This window comes from Allobosea sp. Tri-44, assembly GCF_004123845.1.
Classification (GTDB): domain Bacteria; phylum Pseudomonadota; class Alphaproteobacteria; order Rhizobiales; family Beijerinckiaceae; genus Allobosea.
The window spans coordinates 268,171-283,364 of sequence record NZ_NBDP01000042.1 but is presented as its reverse complement, the minus strand read 5'-3'; the positions used below and the strand labels follow the sequence as shown (position 1 = coordinate 283,364).

14 protein-coding genes, 1 other RNA gene and 1 pseudogene are annotated in these 15,194 nt (G+C 66.3%); 3 read left to right on the top strand and 13 right to left on the bottom strand.

Features of this window, described 5'->3' with window-relative positions:
- Positions 1 to 12: 12 nt before the first annotated feature.
- The gene (locus B6S44_RS24690; protein WP_129159520.1) at positions 13 to 633 is read right to left on the bottom strand and encodes a TetR/AcrR family transcriptional regulator; all 621 of its coding nucleotides are present in this window, start codon (positions 631 to 633) and stop codon (positions 13 to 15) included.
- Positions 634 to 729: 96 nt separating this feature from the next.
- Here B6S44_RS24690 and B6S44_RS24685 point away from each other — a divergent pair, with 96 nt between their 5' ends.
- Positions 730 to 1,242 carry a DinB family protein gene (locus B6S44_RS24685; protein WP_129159519.1) on the top strand — a complete coding sequence of 171 codons (513 nt, stop codon included), beginning with the start codon at positions 730 to 732 and terminating at the stop codon, positions 1,240 to 1,242.
- Here B6S44_RS24685 and B6S44_RS24680 read toward each other — a convergent pair.
- The 10 genes and pseudogenes from B6S44_RS24680 to B6S44_RS24635 form a co-directional block, all read right to left on the bottom strand.
- Positions 1,239 to 1,700: pseudogene (locus B6S44_RS24680) on the bottom strand (cupin domain-containing protein). The gene B6S44_RS24685 and the pseudogene B6S44_RS24680 overlap by 4 nt on opposite strands.
- 163 nt (positions 1,701 to 1,863) lie before the next feature.
- On the bottom strand, positions 1,864 to 3,294 hold the full coding sequence (gene murD, locus B6S44_RS24675) for a UDP-N-acetylmuramoyl-L-alanine--D-glutamate ligase (RefSeq protein WP_129159518.1): 1,431 nt from the start codon (positions 3,292 to 3,294) through the stop codon (positions 1,864 to 1,866).
- The gene (gene mraY / locus B6S44_RS24670; RefSeq protein ID WP_129159517.1) at positions 3,294 to 4,376 is read right to left on the bottom strand and encodes a phospho-N-acetylmuramoyl-pentapeptide-transferase; all 1,083 of its coding nucleotides are present in this window, start codon (positions 4,374 to 4,376) and stop codon (positions 3,294 to 3,296) included. The genes murD and mraY overlap by 1 nt, the downstream gene beginning before the upstream one ends.
- Positions 4,377 to 4,393: 17 nt before the next feature.
- Positions 4,394 to 5,818 carry a UDP-N-acetylmuramoylalanyl-D-glutamyl-2,6-diaminopimelate--D-alanyl-D-alanine ligase gene (locus B6S44_RS24665; protein WP_129159516.1) on the bottom strand — a complete coding sequence of 475 codons (1,425 nt, stop codon included), beginning with the start codon at positions 5,816 to 5,818 and terminating at the stop codon, positions 4,394 to 4,396.
- Entirely contained in the window at positions 5,815 to 7,287 is a 1,473-nt protein-coding gene (locus B6S44_RS24660) for a UDP-N-acetylmuramoyl-L-alanyl-D-glutamate--2,6-diaminopimelate ligase (protein ID WP_129159515.1), read from the bottom strand. Before B6S44_RS24660 ends, B6S44_RS24665 begins: the two co-directional genes overlap by 4 nt.
- A gap of 163 nt (positions 7,288 to 7,450) precedes the next feature.
- Positions 7,451 to 9,247 carry a peptidoglycan D,D-transpeptidase FtsI family protein gene (locus B6S44_RS24655; RefSeq protein WP_129159514.1) on the bottom strand — a complete coding sequence of 599 codons (1,797 nt, stop codon included), beginning with the start codon at positions 9,245 to 9,247 and terminating at the stop codon, positions 7,451 to 7,453.
- On the bottom strand, positions 9,244 to 9,633 hold the full coding sequence (gene ftsL / locus B6S44_RS24650) for a cell division protein FtsL (protein WP_110488944.1): 390 nt from the start codon (positions 9,631 to 9,633) through the stop codon (positions 9,244 to 9,246). The genes B6S44_RS24655 and ftsL overlap by 4 nt, the downstream gene beginning before the upstream one ends.
- Positions 9,634 to 9,635: 2 nt before the next feature.
- Positions 9,636 to 10,640, bottom strand: coding sequence for a 16S rRNA (cytosine(1402)-N(4))-methyltransferase RsmH (rsmH, locus tag B6S44_RS24645; protein WP_129159513.1), 1,005 nt, complete (start codon positions 10,638 to 10,640; stop codon positions 9,636 to 9,638).
- On the bottom strand, positions 10,637 to 11,095 hold the full coding sequence (locus B6S44_RS24640) for a division/cell wall cluster transcriptional repressor MraZ (RefSeq protein ID WP_129159512.1): 459 nt from the start codon (positions 11,093 to 11,095) through the stop codon (positions 10,637 to 10,639). Before B6S44_RS24640 ends, rsmH begins: the two co-directional genes overlap by 4 nt.
- Before the next feature lie 386 nt (positions 11,096 to 11,481).
- The gene (locus tag B6S44_RS24635; RefSeq protein WP_282568201.1) at positions 11,482 to 11,970 is read right to left on the bottom strand and encodes a MarR family winged helix-turn-helix transcriptional regulator; all 489 of its coding nucleotides are present in this window, start codon (positions 11,968 to 11,970) and stop codon (positions 11,482 to 11,484) included.
- Positions 11,971 to 12,176: 206 nt separating this feature from the next.
- Here B6S44_RS24635 and B6S44_RS24630 point away from each other — a divergent pair, with 206 nt between their 5' ends.
- On the top strand, positions 12,177 to 12,602 hold the full coding sequence (locus B6S44_RS24630) for an organic hydroperoxide resistance protein (protein ID WP_129159510.1): 426 nt from the start codon (positions 12,177 to 12,179) through the stop codon (positions 12,600 to 12,602).
- Between the two features lie 120 nt (positions 12,603 to 12,722).
- A complete protein-coding gene (locus B6S44_RS24625; protein WP_129159509.1) occupies positions 12,723 to 13,676 on the top strand; it encodes an MBL fold metallo-hydrolase in 954 nt (317 codons plus the stop codon).
- 60 nt (positions 13,677 to 13,736) lie between these two features.
- Here the strand turns inward: B6S44_RS24625 and rnpB are convergent.
- Both rnpB and B6S44_RS24615 read right to left on the bottom strand, forming a co-directional pair.
- An RNA gene (gene rnpB, locus B6S44_RS24620) (RNase P RNA component class A) lies at positions 13,737 to 14,140 on the bottom strand.
- A 153-nt stretch (positions 14,141 to 14,293) separates the two neighbouring features.
- Positions 14,294 to 14,950, bottom strand: a complete 657-nt coding sequence (locus B6S44_RS24615) for a lytic transglycosylase domain-containing protein (protein WP_129159508.1) — start codon at positions 14,948 to 14,950, stop codon at positions 14,294 to 14,296.
- Positions 14,951 to 15,194 lie beyond the last annotated feature (244 nt).

Here is a 15,194-nt window from a genome sequence, read left to right as displayed (position 1 = left end):
GCGCGTGCCAGCTCAGGGTCGCCGCGGCTTGTCCACCACGACCTCATCACGATCCGCGAGATACGAGCAGATCATCCTGACGAGCTCGTCCCGCAACTGGGGCTCGCGCAGCCTGCCGCGACGCGCCGCATTGTGGATCACGCCATCGATCGCATCGGAAATGACGAGGCCGACGGTCGCGGCGGGAACGCCCCGATCATGCGCTCCATAGGCGCTCGCCGCTTCGGTGTAGAGGGCGAGGTACTGCGCCTCGATCTGACTGTTCTGGTCCCGATACGCCTCAAGGCCCGGCGCTTCGTCCAGAAGGACACGGTGCAATCCCGGATGGATGCTGTGCGCCTCGATGATGTTGCTCACGAGGGCTTCGGTGAACGCGAGGAGGGATTGTGTCTCGGCGAGAGCGCTCCGGACCGCAGCGAGACTGTCATCGATATGCCGCCGCCGGATCGCGTCGACCAGGGACAGCTTATCGGGAAAGTACTGATAGAGCGAGCCGATGCTGACGCCGGCGGTGTCGGCGACCTTATTCGTGGTGAAGCCGCCCCAGCCCTGCTCGCTCAGAATGCGAGCCCCGGCCTCGACGACCGCCTCAACCGTCGCCCGCGACCGGGCCTGGCGCGGCTCCTTGCGCATCGAGAGCCGATCTTTGGCAATGCGAGTAGACAAATTGGACGCCCCGCCCCCGAATATGAGGACATTACTCACATTTTATCGGCGGGGCCATCGATCATGAGCGAGATGCTGCAAACCCTGTACGGCTACCAAGCCTGGGCGAATAATGACCTGCTCGACAAGCTGGCGCTGCTCGACGGGACGACGCAGGCGGCCGAGCGCAACACCGCGCTGCGGCTGATCAGCCATTACCATGTCGTGGCCGAGATCTTCGCCGCGCACCTGACCGGCGTGGACCATGGCTACACCTCGGACAACACGGTCGAGACGCCGCCCCTGGATGAACTCCGGGCATCGGTCGCTGCGACTGATCGCTGGTACCAGGGCTACGTTCGGACGGCCTCGCCGGAGGCGCTCTCCGAAGCGGTCGCCTTTAGCTTCACCGATGGCGACAAGGGTCGTATGACCAAGCAGGAGATGCTCCTGCACGTCGCCCTGCACTCGGCGGTTCATCGCGGCGAGGTCTGCCGCATCCTGTGGCAGCTCAAGGTCATGCCGCCCTGGGACACGCTCGCCGTCTACCTGCACCAGTCGGAGCCGGCGCGACGTGCGCAAAGCACTGCCGCTTAAGCCTCGGGATAGGGCGTGCCGTCCTTGTGCACGAAGCGCCCGTCGGCATTGGAGCTCATCATGTCGATGTCGGAACAGGTGGTTAGGTCAGCCCCATGGCGGCTGCCGACTTCGAGATAGACCGCGACCTTGTTCGACCGGTTGATCAGGTGGTGGCCATTGCCGCTGTTCTTGGCGAAGGCAGCGCAATCGCCAGCGCGCAGCACGGTCTCGCCTTCGTCCTCGACCAGAATCAGTTAGCCTTCGAGCAGATAGACGAACTCGTCCTCATGCGAATGCCAGTGCCGCTGGCTCGACCAGCCGCCCGGCGGCAAACGCATCAGGTTGATGCCGAAATCGCTCAAGCCACCGGCATTGCCTAGCCGCTTGCGGATACGTTCGGCGCAGGGGGCGTCGAAGGGCTTTGGATAGCCCGAGCCCTTGCGCTCCGGCATGGCCGCGACGTCGATCTTGGGCATGGTGGGCGCCTTCTGATGGTTGACCCAACCTATCACGGTTCGACAGAGGCTCAGCTCGGCTGAACCGTCATTGCGAGCGCAGCGAAGCAATCCGGGGCGGCAGAGCTCTACCTCCCCCTGGATTGCTTCGTCGCTTACGCTCCTCGCAATGACGAAAAGGCCGCTAGCGGGCTGCGACTGCCTCAAACCCCGGCAACGCCTTGACCAGCGCCCGGAAGGCATCGCCGCGGACCTCGAAATTCGGGAACTGGTCGTAGGAGGCGCAGGCCGGCGAGAGCAGCACGGCAATCTCCCCTGCCCCCTCTTGCGCCAGTGCAGCCTTCGTCGCGGCGGCGACCGCGACGTCGAGCGTGCCGCTGCGCTCGTAAGCGACGCGGCCATCGTCGTCGAAGGTCGCGGCGAAGAGGTCGCTCGCCGCGCCGATGAGATAGGCGTGGGCGATGTTGGGGAAATAGCGCCTGAGCGACTCGATCCCGCCCTCCTTGGCTTTGCCGCCGAGGATCCAGAAGATCTCACGGAAGGAGGTCAGCGCCTTCTCGGTCGAGTCGGCATTCGTCGCCTTGGAATCATTGATGAAGACGACACGGCCGATGCGGCCGAGTTCCTCCATCCGATGCTTCAGGCCGGGATAGCTTCTGAAACCGGCGGCGATTTCCTCGGTCGTTAGACCGAGCGCCGCGCAGGCAGCGAAGGCAGCGGCCGCATTCTGGGCGTTGTGGCTGCCGCGCAGGGAGCCGATGCCGGCGAGATTGGCGACGACCTTCGGCTTGCCATCCCTGACCTCGACGATCCGCGTGTCGAGCTGGCCCGCATTGGCGGTGACGCCGGCGAAGACGCCCTCGTCGAGCGGCTGCTCGCCGCTGATCTTGACCAGCGGCTTGCCAGATGCGGCGCGGCGACGCGCCATCTGCTTCGACGGCTCGTCATCGACACCGATCACCGCGATGTCGGAGGCCGCGACCAGCCGCTCCTTGATCGCACCATAGGCCTCGAAGGTGCCATGCCGGTCGAGATGATCAGGCGTCAGATTCATCTGGATGCCGACCGTCGGTTTCATCGAAGGAGCGAGGTCGATCTGGAAGGTCGAGCACTCGACAACGTGGATGCGATCCAGAGCCGGCGGCTCCAGCGCCAGTACGGCGGTGCCGATATTGCCGCCCATCTGCACATCGCGCCCGGCGGCCTCGAGCACATGCGCGATCAGCGCCGTCGTCGTCGACTTGCCATTGGTGCCGGTGATGCAGATCACCGGCGCAGTCGGCGCGATCTTCGCCCGTTCGAGGAAGAACAACTCGATGTCGCCAACCACCGGAACGTCAGCCGCCCTGGCCTTCTCGACCGTCCAGTGTGGCGCCGGATGGGTCAGCGGCACGCCGGGCGAGAGCACGAAGGCGGCAAAGCCCGACCAGTCGGCAGAGGCGAGATCGACGACGGACAGCCCCTCGGCGGTCGCCTTGTCACGGCTCGCCTGATTATCGTCCCAGCAGGCAACCTTAGCCCCGCCGGCAATGAGCGCGCGCGCCGTCGCCAGCCCCGAGCCGCCGAGGCCGAACAGGGCAAGCGTCTTGCCCGCAAAGACGGTGACTGGCGTCATCAACGCAGCTTCAGCGTGGCGAGGCCGACCAGCGCCAGCACCACCGAGATGATCCAGAAGCGGATCACCACCTGCGGCTCCGTCCAGCCCAGCTTCTCGAAATGGTGGTGGATCGGCGCCATCAGGAAGACGCGCTTGCCGGTGCGCTTGAACACCGCGACCTGGATGATAACCGAGAGCGCCTCGACCACGAACAGGCCGCCGACGATGGCGAGCACGACCTCGTGCTTGATCGCGACCGCGATGGTGCCGAGCATGCCGCCCAAGCCGAGCGAGCCGGTGTCGCCCATGAAGATCTGGGCCGGCGGCGCGTTGAACCAGAGGAAGCCGAGCCCCGCCCCCATCATCGCGCCGCAGATGACGGCAAGTTCGCCGACGCCAGGCACATGGTGGATCTGCAGGTAGTTGGCGAAGATGGCGTTACCTGCGAGGTAGGCGATGAAGCCGAAGGTGCCGGCCGCGATCATCACCGGCACGATGGCGAGCCCGTCGAGCCCGTCGGTCAGGTTCACCGAATTGCCGGCACCGACCACGACGAAGGCGGTGACCACCGGGAACAGGATGCCGAGCGGAATCATCAGCTCCTTGAGGAACGGCATGGCGAAGCCGCTCGCGATCGAAGGCGGACTGACTTGCATGATCGCGGTGCAGGCGGCGAGCGCGATGACGATCTCGAGGCCGAGGCGCGCCTTGCTGGAGAAGCCTTTGTGCGACTGCTTCGTCACCTTGAGGAAATCGTCATAGAAGCCGATCGCGCCATAGGTCGCGGTCACGCCGAGCACGATCCAGACGTAAGGGTTGCGCAAATTGCCCCAGAGCAGCGTTGCGACGAACAGCCCGGTCAGGATCATCAGGCCGCCCATGGTCGGCGTGCCGCGCTTGGCCAGATGCGATTCCGGCCCGTCGGTGCGGATCGGCTGGCCCTTGCCCTGCTTGAGCCGCAGCCAGGAAATCGCCCACGGCCCGAAGAAGAAGACGAAGAGCAGCGCGGTCGCGGTCGCTCCACCGGCACGGAAGGTGATGTAGCGGAAGACGTTGAGGATCGGGAACGTCCCCGCAAAATCGGCAAGCCAGACCAGCATCGAACTCTATTCCTTACTCAGTCGTCGGCCTGGACGACCGGGAAGCGAGCCGTCATCGCCTTGACGATCGGCCCCATGCGCGTGCCGAGCGAGCCTTTCACCGTGACGACATCGCCGGCGCGGAGGGCGTCGAGCACATAGGGCTCGAGCCCGGTCGCCTGTGCGGCATAAGCGCCGCGGCGGTGCGATGGCAAGGCGTCGTACAGGGTTCTCATCAGCGGACCGCAGGCGAAGACGAGGTCGATACCGTTGCCGGTGACCGCATCGGCGAGCCCCTTGTGCAGCTCCGGCCCGGTTTCGCCGAGCTCGAGCATGTCGCCGAGCACGGCGATGCGCCGCCCCCTGCCGGACACCGGCATGCGGCCGAGATTCTCGATCGCGGCCCGCATCGAGGCCGGGTTGCCGTTATAGCTCTCGTCGATCAGCGTGAACGGGCCGGCCGGTGCGTGCAGCACCTGCCGCGCGCCGCGCCCGGCCGGTGGCGTGAGGTCGGAGAGCGCCAGCGCGGCCAGAGCAAGATCGGCGCCGAGCGCCTCGACCGCAGCCAGCACGGCGAGCGAATTGAGAACGATGTGCTTGCCCGGGCTGCCGAGCTTGTAGGTCACCGCCTGGCCCAGCACGCTGGCATTGGCGGTCGAGACATCCGGTTTCAGCGCGCAGCCGAGCAGCCGCACATCCGCATTCTCACTTTCCCCGAAGGAGATGACGCGCCCTGCCCCGCCCGCGAGCGCCAACTCGCGCAAGAGGCCAGACTGCGGGATGTCGGCATTGATGATCGCCGTGCCGCCGCGTTTAAGCCCGCCGAAGATCGCCGCCTTCTCACGGGCGATCCCCTCCAGTGACTCGAAGGCGGCCAGATGCACCGGCTGGATCGTGGTGATCACGGCGACGTCGGGCTGGACCATCTTCGCCAGCGGCAGGATCTCGCCCGGCGCGTTCATACCGATCTCGTAGACGCCGTAGCGCACGTCGCGCGGCGTCCGCACCAGCGTCAGCGGCACGCCCCAATGGTTGTTGTAGGAGGCGACCGGTGCATGCGTCTTGCCCTGGCGCGAGAGCACGAGTCTCAGCGCCTCCTTGGTCCCCGTCTTGCCGACCGAGCCCGTCACGGCGACGACCTTGGCCGAGAGCTCGGCCCGGCGCGCCATGCCGGCCTGCTCCATCGCGCGCAGCACATCGGGGACGACGGCAAGCGGCGCATCCGCTGGGAAGGCGCCCGCATGTGCCTCGTCGACGACGGCGAGCGCCGCGCCCTTGTCGAGTGCAGCCGCGACGAAGTCATGCCCGTCGCGCTCGCCCTTGATCGCGAAGAAGGCATCGCCTGGCTCGAGCGTGCGCGTGTCGATCGAGGCGCCGGTGACGGCGGCCGGCACAGGCCCTTGCGAACGGGCGCCCATCGCCTCGATCAGGCGCGCGCCGGTCCACAGCGGTTCGGTGGTCATCCCCGTCTTCCCCCAGCCAAAACCGCGATCGCCTCTCGGACCACCTCATGATCCGAAAACGGCAAGGTCCGATCGCCGACGATCTGGCCGCTTTCATGGCCTTTTCCGGCAACGACCAGGACATCCCCAGGCTGCAGCATGGCGACACCGGCAGCGATCGCTTCGGCACGATCGCCGATTTCGGTCAGGCGCTCGGGCGCGGCAGCCATGATCTCGGCGCGGATCGCCGTCGGATCCTCGCTGCGCGGATTGTCGTCGGTGACGATCCCGATGTCGGCGCCATCGGCGGCGATCCCACCCATCAGCGGGCGCTTGCCACGATCGCGGTCGCCACCACAGCCGAAGACGCAGATCAGCCGGCCGCTGGCATAGGGCCGCAAGGTTTTCAGCACGGCGGCAAGCGCGTCGGGCTTGTGGGCATAGTCGACCACGACGAGCCCGCCATTGTGCTCAGCCACACGATCGAGCCGGCCGGGAACGCCCTTGAGACCGGCAATGGCCTGAACACTGGCTACCGGGTCCTCGCCGGTCGCGATCGCCAGCCCGGCGGCGACCAGCGCGTTGCCGGCCATGTAGTCGCCCACCGTTGGCAGCACGACCTCCACCCTCATTCCATCGACTTCGACCGTCAAACGCTGCAAGAAGCCCTCGCGGGCGACATCGAGCAGTTTCAGGCGATCGCCGCCCCGGCCGATACCGATCACAGGATGGCCGCTAGCTTTCGCCGCCGCCTCGGCCTTGTCCGCATAAGGCTCGTCGCGATTGATCACCACCGGCGCGCCGGCCGGCAGCAGTTCCCAGAGCCGCAGCTTGGCAGCAAGATAATCCTCGACGGTCGGATGGTAATCGAGATGGTCGCGGCCGAGATTGAGGAAAGCGCCCGCCGAGAGCCTCACCCCGTCGAGCCGGCGCTGGTCGAGCCCATGCGAGGAGGCTTCCATGGCCAGATGCGTGACGCCTTCACCCGCAAGCCTGTCGAGCGAAGCGTGCAATGAGAGCGGGTCGGGCGTGGTCAGCGAGCCGTAATCGGCCCCGCCTTCGGTGACGATGCCGATCGTGCCGACGCTCGCTGCCTTGCGTCCGAGCGCCATGAATATCTGGCGGGTGAACTCGGCGACCGAGGATTTCCCGCTTGTGCCGGTGACGGCGACGACAGTGCCCGGCTGGCCCGGATGCACCTTGGCCGCAGCCAGCGCCAGTGCGAGCCGGGAGTCGTTGACCTGCGCATAGGCGACCTCGGCCGGCAGGTCGGCAGGACGCGGCCCACCGGCAACGATCGCAACCGCACCGCGCTGGACCGCATCGGCGATGAAGCGAGCGCCATCAGCCTTGGCGCCGGCGAGCGCGACGAAGGCATCGCCACCCGAGACCTTGCGGCTGTCGAAGGCGAGGCCGTTGACGCGGCGCTCGCCCGACTCCGGAAACGCCCCGGGAAAGAGTTGGCCGAGGCTAAAACCGGATTGGGTCATCTCACTACCAAGGTCCTTCGGCACAGAGTCCGTTCGAAAATTCGTCAGGGCGTGGCGAGAATGGGGTTTTTCGAGCATCGGAGCGGAGCGTACTCAAGTACGTGAGCACCGAAGCGCAGACAAACGCCATTCGCAGCCCGCCCTGACGAATTTGCGGGCGGGCTCAGCGCGAGCCCCAGGCGTTCAGCCTTGCCATCAGCGGGAACGGCGATAGCGGCGGATCGAAGCGCGGCGCCAGGCCGAGGATCGGCGCCGCGCGCTCGATCACCTTGCCGGTGGTCTTGCCGGCGTTCCAGGCCGCGGTCGAGTAGCCGCCGCTCTCGGCATAGCCCTTCGGCTCGTCATAGATGGCGAGGAAGACATAGCGCGGCTTGTCCGAGGGCGCGATCGCCGTGAAGGTGGTGAAGTTCTTGTTCTTGGCGTAGCGGCCGTTGATGACCTTCTCGGCCGTGCCGGTTTTGCCGCCGACGAAATAGCCAGGAATGTTGGCGAACCGGGCCGAGCCCTTGTCGCCGTTGAGCCGCATGATGAAGCGCATGGCCTCGGAGGTCTCGGGCTTGATCACGCGGACCGCGTCCTTCCTGGCCTCTTCCTCGGTGCGCTTGAGGAAGGTCGGCCTGATCAGGTAGCCGCCATTGACCAGGGCGCCGACCGCCGCCAGTGCCTGGAGCGGCGCGACCGCAAGGCCATGGCCGAAGGCGATCGTCGCCGTGTTGATCTCGCCCCAGCGTCCGGGGACGATCGGGGCGGCGCTCTCCGGCAGTTCGGTCGTCATCCGGTCAAGCTGCATCATCTTCTTCAGGAAGGCCTTGTGACCCTCGACGCCGACGGCGAGCGCCATCTTGATGGAACCCATGTTCGACGAATGCAGGAATACCTCCGGCACCGTCAGCGTGCGGCCGGTACCGTGGTATTCCTTGATGACCTGGCGGCCGAACCGCATCATCCCGCCGGCGGTCGAGTAGCTCGAATTGATGTTGGCTTTGCCGGAATCGAGCGCCATCGCGATGGTCAGCGCCTTGAAGGTCGAGCCCATCTCGTAGACGCCGACATTCATCCGGTTGATCCGGTCCTTCTCCAGCGCGTCGACCGGATTGTTCGGATCGAAATCGGGCAGCGAGACCAGCGCGATCACCTCGCCGGTGTTGACGTCCATGATGGCGCCGGCCGCAGCGATCGCCCGGTATTTCTCGATGCCCTTGACCAACTCGTCGCGCACCAGATGCTGGACGCGCATGTCGATTGAGAGCTGCACCGGCTTGAGGTCGGAAGCCTGCACAGCGAAGCCCGCGCCGTTCAGGTCCTGCAGCCCCTGCGAGTCGATGTACTTCTCCATGCCGGCGATGCCGATGTTGTCGACATTGGCGAAGCCGAGCACATGGGCGGCGACGTTCCCGTTCGGGTAGACGCGCTTGTTCTCGGGCACGAAGCCGACGCCGGGAATGCCGAGCCTGTGGACCTCCGCCTGCTGGCGCGGCGTGATCTCGCGCTTGACCCAGACGAAACCCTTCTTGGTGCCGAGCTTGTCGCGCAGCTCCTTGGCGTTGAGGTCGGGCAGCACCGCCGTCAGGAGCTCGGTCGCCTCGTCCTTGTCGAGGATGTTGCGCGGCTCGGCGAAGACCGAGACGGTGCGCACATCGGTCGCGAGCTGGATGCCGTTGCGGTCGAGGATATCGGGCCGAGCCGCCGAGATCGCGGTCGAGGTCGCGCGGCGCAGGCCGACCTGGTCGCTCGGGAAGGCTCCCAGCATGACGAGCCTGGCGACGATCGCTATGAACAGCCCGCTGAAGCCGAGAATGACGAGTCCGACACGCGGCTCGCTCTTCTCGCCGCTCATCCGGAAGACGTCGCGCAGCCATTCGGTACGGAAGCGCCATTTGCGCTTCGCGACCACGGGTTTTTCGATCGCGGCGGCACCGATCTCGGGCGCCGCGGCGTGCTGGTCGAGCTCCTGGCTCATGGGCGGGCTCCCGGCGTCGTCACGGCGTTGCTCTTGCGGTCTTTCGGCGTCTCGGTCGGCAGGCCGAGGCCGAGGTCCTCCAGCTTGCGGCCGATCGAATCGACCTTGGGCCCGCGATTGGGGATGTCCGACAGGCGCACGATCTGTGTGATCGCCAGCGGCTGCAGGTCCAGGTGCTTGTCAGCCAGCGCCTGCAGGCGCTCGGGCCGGTTGAGGAACTGCCATTCCGCCTTGAGCACCGCGATCGCCTCGCGCTCACGCTGGGCCTTGGCCTTCAGCTTCTGCAGCTGCTCGGCCTGCAGCGTCGTCTCGTATTTGATCGAGTAGGCATAGAGCGCCGAGGACACCAGCGCGCCGATGGCAACGATATGCAAGAGCTTGATCATGCTCAGCTCCTCCGGCGGGCTTGCGGCGCGGGCACAACGGCGAGCCCGACGAGATCGGGATCGGGCGCGCGTGGCGGAAGGTCGGTACGCTCCACAGCGCGCAGCTTGGCCGAGCGGGCCCGCGGGTTGGCTCTGGTTTCGGCCTCCGACGGCGCGACCGGCCCCTTGATGACGAGGCTGAACGTCGCCTGCGGCTGTGCCACGGCCGGGGCATGGCGCGAGCCGGTCGGCGCCTTGCCCGAACGCTCGGCGAAGAACTGCTTGACGATGCGGTCCTCGAGCGAATGGAAGGTGACGACGGACAGCCGCCCGCCCGGCTTCAGCACGGCCTCGGCGCCATGCAGCGCTCTGACCAGTTCGCCGAGCTCGTCATTGACCGCGATGCGCAGGCCCTGGAAGGTCCGCGTCGCCGGATGCGCGCCGCCGGGCTCGCCCCGGACGATGCCCGCAACTAAGTCGGCAAGCTGCTTCGTCGTCGTGATCGGCGCCTTGCGCCTGGCCTCGACGATGGCGCGCGCCACGGCGCGCGAGCGCCGTTCCTCGCCATAGTGATAGATGATGTTGGCGAGCACGCCCTCATCGGCCTCGTTGACGAGTTCGGCGGCGCTCTGGCCGCTCGCCGCCATGCGCATGTCGAGCGGCCCGTCGAAACGGAAGGAAAAGCCGCGCTCGGCCTGGTCGAGCTGCATCGAGGAGACGCCGATGTCGAGGACGACGCCGTCGAGCGGCGCCATCTGGAAGCGCTCGGCCTCCTCCGCCAGCGCACCGAAACGGGCTTCGGCCAGCGTCAGCCGCCCGCCCATCGCCAGGACGAGGTCGGCGCCACCGGCTATCGCGGTCGGATCGCGATCGAGTGCGAGCAGCGTCGCCTCCGGCTCGCGTTCCAGCAGTGCGCGCGAATAGCCACCGGCGCCGAACGTGCCGTCGAGATAGCGGCCGCCTGGCTTGAGCGCGAGCGCATCGAGCGCCTCGTCCATCAGCACGGGAATGTGGGATTCGCCGGTCATGGCACCGTCCTCGCGCCGAGCATGCGCCGGACGTCGCGCAGCTTTCCCCTGGCATCCTCGAGATGCGCCTTGAAGCGCTCCGGCTCCCAGATCTGGAACTTGTGGCCCTGCCCGACGAAGGTGACGGTATCGCCGATGCCGGCATGCGCCTTCAGCGCCTCGCTCAGCATCATCCGCCCTTCCGGGTCGACCTTCAACACCTCGGAGGTGCCGTTCAGCGCCGTCGAGAGCGACTCCCATTCCTCGGAGAAGGGCGAGAAACGCGACAGGATCTCGTCGATCGTCGCTCGCAGCGCATGGCCGCCGCAATCGAGATTGGCCTGGTCGAGCGCCGGATAGACGTAGAGCCCCTCGTAGCCGTCCTTCGCCAGCACGGCCCGGAACGAAGCCGGGATCGAGACGCGCCCCTTGGCGTCCAGCCTGTTGGTGAAATGGGAGACGAAGCGGTCCGTCAACGCCGCCTCCTGGTCGGACTTCCAGTCGGACTCTGACGGCGCGAGGCGCGCCGGCAGGCGCCGGTGATCGATACCCCCGTCGATCCCGACATGGCGGAGCCATCAGCCAAAATCCGCGCGGCACACGGGCTCTGACTTGTTGCTTGCCTGTCGGTCTCGACGGGATAATTTGGGATAGCATGGGACAATATGGGCGTCAACGGATCCGACGCTGCAGACAGAGGTCTGCCCGAGCCTGAAAGCATCACAGCCCGTTAAGGTTAACTATCCGTAAAGACGAGGATTTCCGGCGCGCACGAGGGCTCGGCGCGACCCAATGCGGCCGCCCGACCTAGCGGGTCTGCGAAGAAATATTTTCGAGGTGCACGCCCCTGCCCGGCCGGGCTTCAGTCCTCCGCCGCCGCCCTGCGCAGCAGCGCCTCGCGCAGGGCCCGCACATCGTCCAGCAAGCGCCCCGGCGGGACACCGCTATCCTCGACCGCGCAGGGCACGGGATTGGCCGACAGGCTCGCCTTCTCGCGCAAGGCGCGGCCGGCCTCGGTCAGCTCGACCAGAACCTGACGCTCGTCCTCGCGGCCGCGCTTGCGCAGGATGAGACCGTTGCCTTCGAGACGCTTCAGCAGCGGCGTCAGCGTGCCGGAATCGAGCATCAATCGATCGCCGATCGCCTTCACGCTCTGGCCGTCATGCTCCCACAGCACCAGCATGACCAGATATTGCGGATAGGTCAGCCCGAGCTCGGCCAGGAACGGCCGATAGGCCCGGTTGAAGGCATGAGCGGCCGAATAGACCGCAAAGCAGATCTGCTCGTCGAGCCCACGCACCGATGTCGCCTTCGCATCCTTTGTCATGGCCTTGCCGTCAGTCGACCCCATCATGGCTCCTTGGGCAGGGGGAGCGATCCGATCGGATTGGAACAACCCGCCGATGAAACAGTCTCACCCTGCGATGGATCCAAGATACTCTTTCATCGCACCGAGCGCTGCCCGTTCACGGAAATTTGAATTGCAGACAATTTGATTGTGCACAATCTAATTCGCATCAACCACGGCGGACGGGCCGCCCAGCAAGGAGAGCAGTTATGAAGATCCTCTACACCGCCCATGGTTCCGCCACCGGCGGTCGCGAAGGCCAGGCCGCGACCGACACCGGCAACGTCAAGCTCGTCCTGAACACGCCGAAGGAGCTCGGCGGCGGCGGCGGCGAGGGCACCAATCCCGAGCAGCTTTTCGCCATGGGCTATTCCGCCTGCTTCCTCGGCGCGCTGAAATTCGCCGCCGGCAAGGAGGGCGTGAAGATCCCGGACGACGCCCGCGTCAGCGCCGATGTCGGCATCGGCCCGCGTGACGACGGCAAGGGCTTCGGCATCGCAGCAAAGCTGACGATCTCGGCGCCCGGGATCGACAAGGCCAAGCTCGAAGACCTCGTCCAGAAGGCCCATATCGTTTGCCCGTACTCGGATGCGACCCGGGGCAACATCGATGTCGAACTGACGGTTGCGGCCTGAGCCGGCGCCACCCATCTGATCCTCACGGCCGGGCATCCCTCCGGCCGTGAGACGATTTGGCCCGCCGTCCGGCCGGCCTCGTTTCCGGAAGCCTCAACCTCAAAGCCTCTGGAACATCCCATGATCGATCGCCGCCATTTCCTCGCAGCGGCCGCGGCCACTGCGCTTGCGCCCGTTTTGCCAGCTTCAGCCCGCGCCCCTCTCTCCGGCAACCAAGTGGCCGGAATCTATCGCCGCAAGCTCGGCGACCTCGAGATCACCGCGATCCTCGACGGCTACGTCCCGCTCGGCGCCAAATCCTTCAGCAGCGTCGAACCGGCGACGGTCGGCCAGCTCATCGCCGGCGCCGGCCTCGACGAGAGCCTGCCGACCTCGGTCAACGCCTTCGTCGTCAACAGCAAGGACCGGACTTATCTCATCGACACCGGCTCGGGCGCCTGGAACGGCATGGGCAACACCATGGGCCGGGCCGAGAGCAACCTGCGCGCCGCCGGGATCGAGCCGGCGCAGATCGACGCGATCATCCTGACGCACGCTCACCCGGATCATCACGAGGGCCTGCTTACAGCCGAGAAGACCGCCCGCTTCCCCAATGCCGAGCTGATCATCCACGAGGCCGAACACGCCTTCTGGCATGATGACGGCATCCTCAGCCAGGTGCCGGCGGAGGTGAAACCGTTCTTCGCCTCGGCCCGTGGCGCGCTGGCGCCTTATGCAAACCGCACCCGCAAGGTGAAGGCGGGCGAGGTCGCTCCGGGCCTGACGCTCGAGCACGCGCCCGGCCATACGCCGGGTCACAGCATCCTGCGGCTGTCCTCCGGCAACCAGCAGCTCCTGCTCGTCGGTGACTGCATCCACAATGTCGTGCTGCAGACCGCCCAGCCCGAGATCACCTTCACCTTCGACGCCGATGCCAAGCAGGCGGTCGCCTCGCGCCGGCGCATGCTCGACATGGCGGCAGCCGACAAACTGGTGATCAGCGGCGCTCACATGCCCTTCCCCGGCTTCGGCCGGATCGGCAAGGAGGGCAATGGCTACCGCTTCGCCGCAGCGGAGTGGAGCTACACGCTCTGATCGCAGCCCCGCAAACACGAAAGGGCCGGGATCGCTCCCGGCCCTTTTCGCTGCGATGAGGGTGCCAGCCGGCCTGTAAGCCGGGTTTTGGATGGCCGGGAGATTGCTCCCCCGACGTGACGGCCATTCCTCTGGGACGCGCATTGCTGCGCGCCTCGAGCAACCAACCCGGACGACCGGGCCTGGAAACCGGCCCCTCCCCCTTGCGGGCGAGCATCGTCCCTATTCGGTTTTGCTCCCGGTGGGGCTTGCCATGCCGTCCCCGTTGCCGGGTCCGCGGTGCGCTCTTACCGCACCTTTTCACCCTTACCTGCGGCCGAAGCCGCAGGCGGTTCGATCTCTGTGGCGCTTTCCCTGGGGTCGCCCCCGCCGGACGTTATCCGGCACCGTGTTTCCGTGGAGCCCGGACTTTCCTCCCCCGAAAGAACCTGAGCTCTTGCGGGAGCGGCCGTCCGGCCGACTGGCCGGCCCCCTGTGCGCTGTAAAGGCCGGAGCCGTCAAGCGCATACGGAATCCCGTCGAGGGATTGCGTATTCCGCTCGTTGAAAATCACGCAAGTGCCTGATTTTCAACGATGGATGAATCCGGCATCGCGAAGCGATCTGCCGGATTAGAGCTCAGTTGCTGGCCTGGTTCGCACCGGTGATGGTGCGCACCTTGCCGCAATAGGTGCGGTTGGCGCCGCTCATGCGGGTCGCCATATGGCCGCTCTGGTACTTCATCACGGTGCGGCAGGTGTCGCCGCCGGCGAGCTTGTAGGCTTGGCCGAGATACTTCATGGCATAGCGGGCGTTGGTGTCGGCATCGAGCAGGCCGGCCGCGCCGCCGCTGTAGCCGACCCCGCGCGCCGTCTGATGGCGGATCTGCATCAGGCCGAAGTTCCCGGCATTGGCAGCACGCGGATTGTAGCGGCTCTCGATGCGGACCACGGCATCGGCCAGCGAGAACGGCACGCCATTGGCCGCGGCATGCCGGGCGACCAGCGCGCGCAGACCTTCCGAACCGGCGGGCGCCGCGAGTGGTGTACGGGCCTCACGAACGATCTTGCCAGCCTTGGCCTGCGCCTTGCGTCCGCCCTTCGTCTGGGCGCTTTCGGCTGTCTCCTTCTGCGGATCCTGGCCTTGCTCGGCAGCGGCGGCCTGGCGCCGGATTTCGGCCTCCCGCACGATGAAGGCGCGGGCGTCGGTCTCGGCGTTCACCTGGGCGGAAGCGGGTTGAAGAAAGGCCAGGCAAATCGCGAAGGCGGCGCAGCCGCTACCGGAGATTTTGTTCATGCAGAGGAAGCCTCATCTTTCTTGTGCAGCGCAAAACGGTGCGGTGCAATGAAAGATGAATGTGACGACAATCTGGCCGATACGACAGATAACCGAGCCATTACCGAGCGCCTGCAAATACTTTAGCCTCATTTCGAGAGCAGTAATTATCATGTATTGACCGGCGGAACGATTCACCCTGCCCGGCGTTGACGCAGTTATGGCGGCACGCCAAATCATCGCCGCACTGCGACCGCAATTCCCG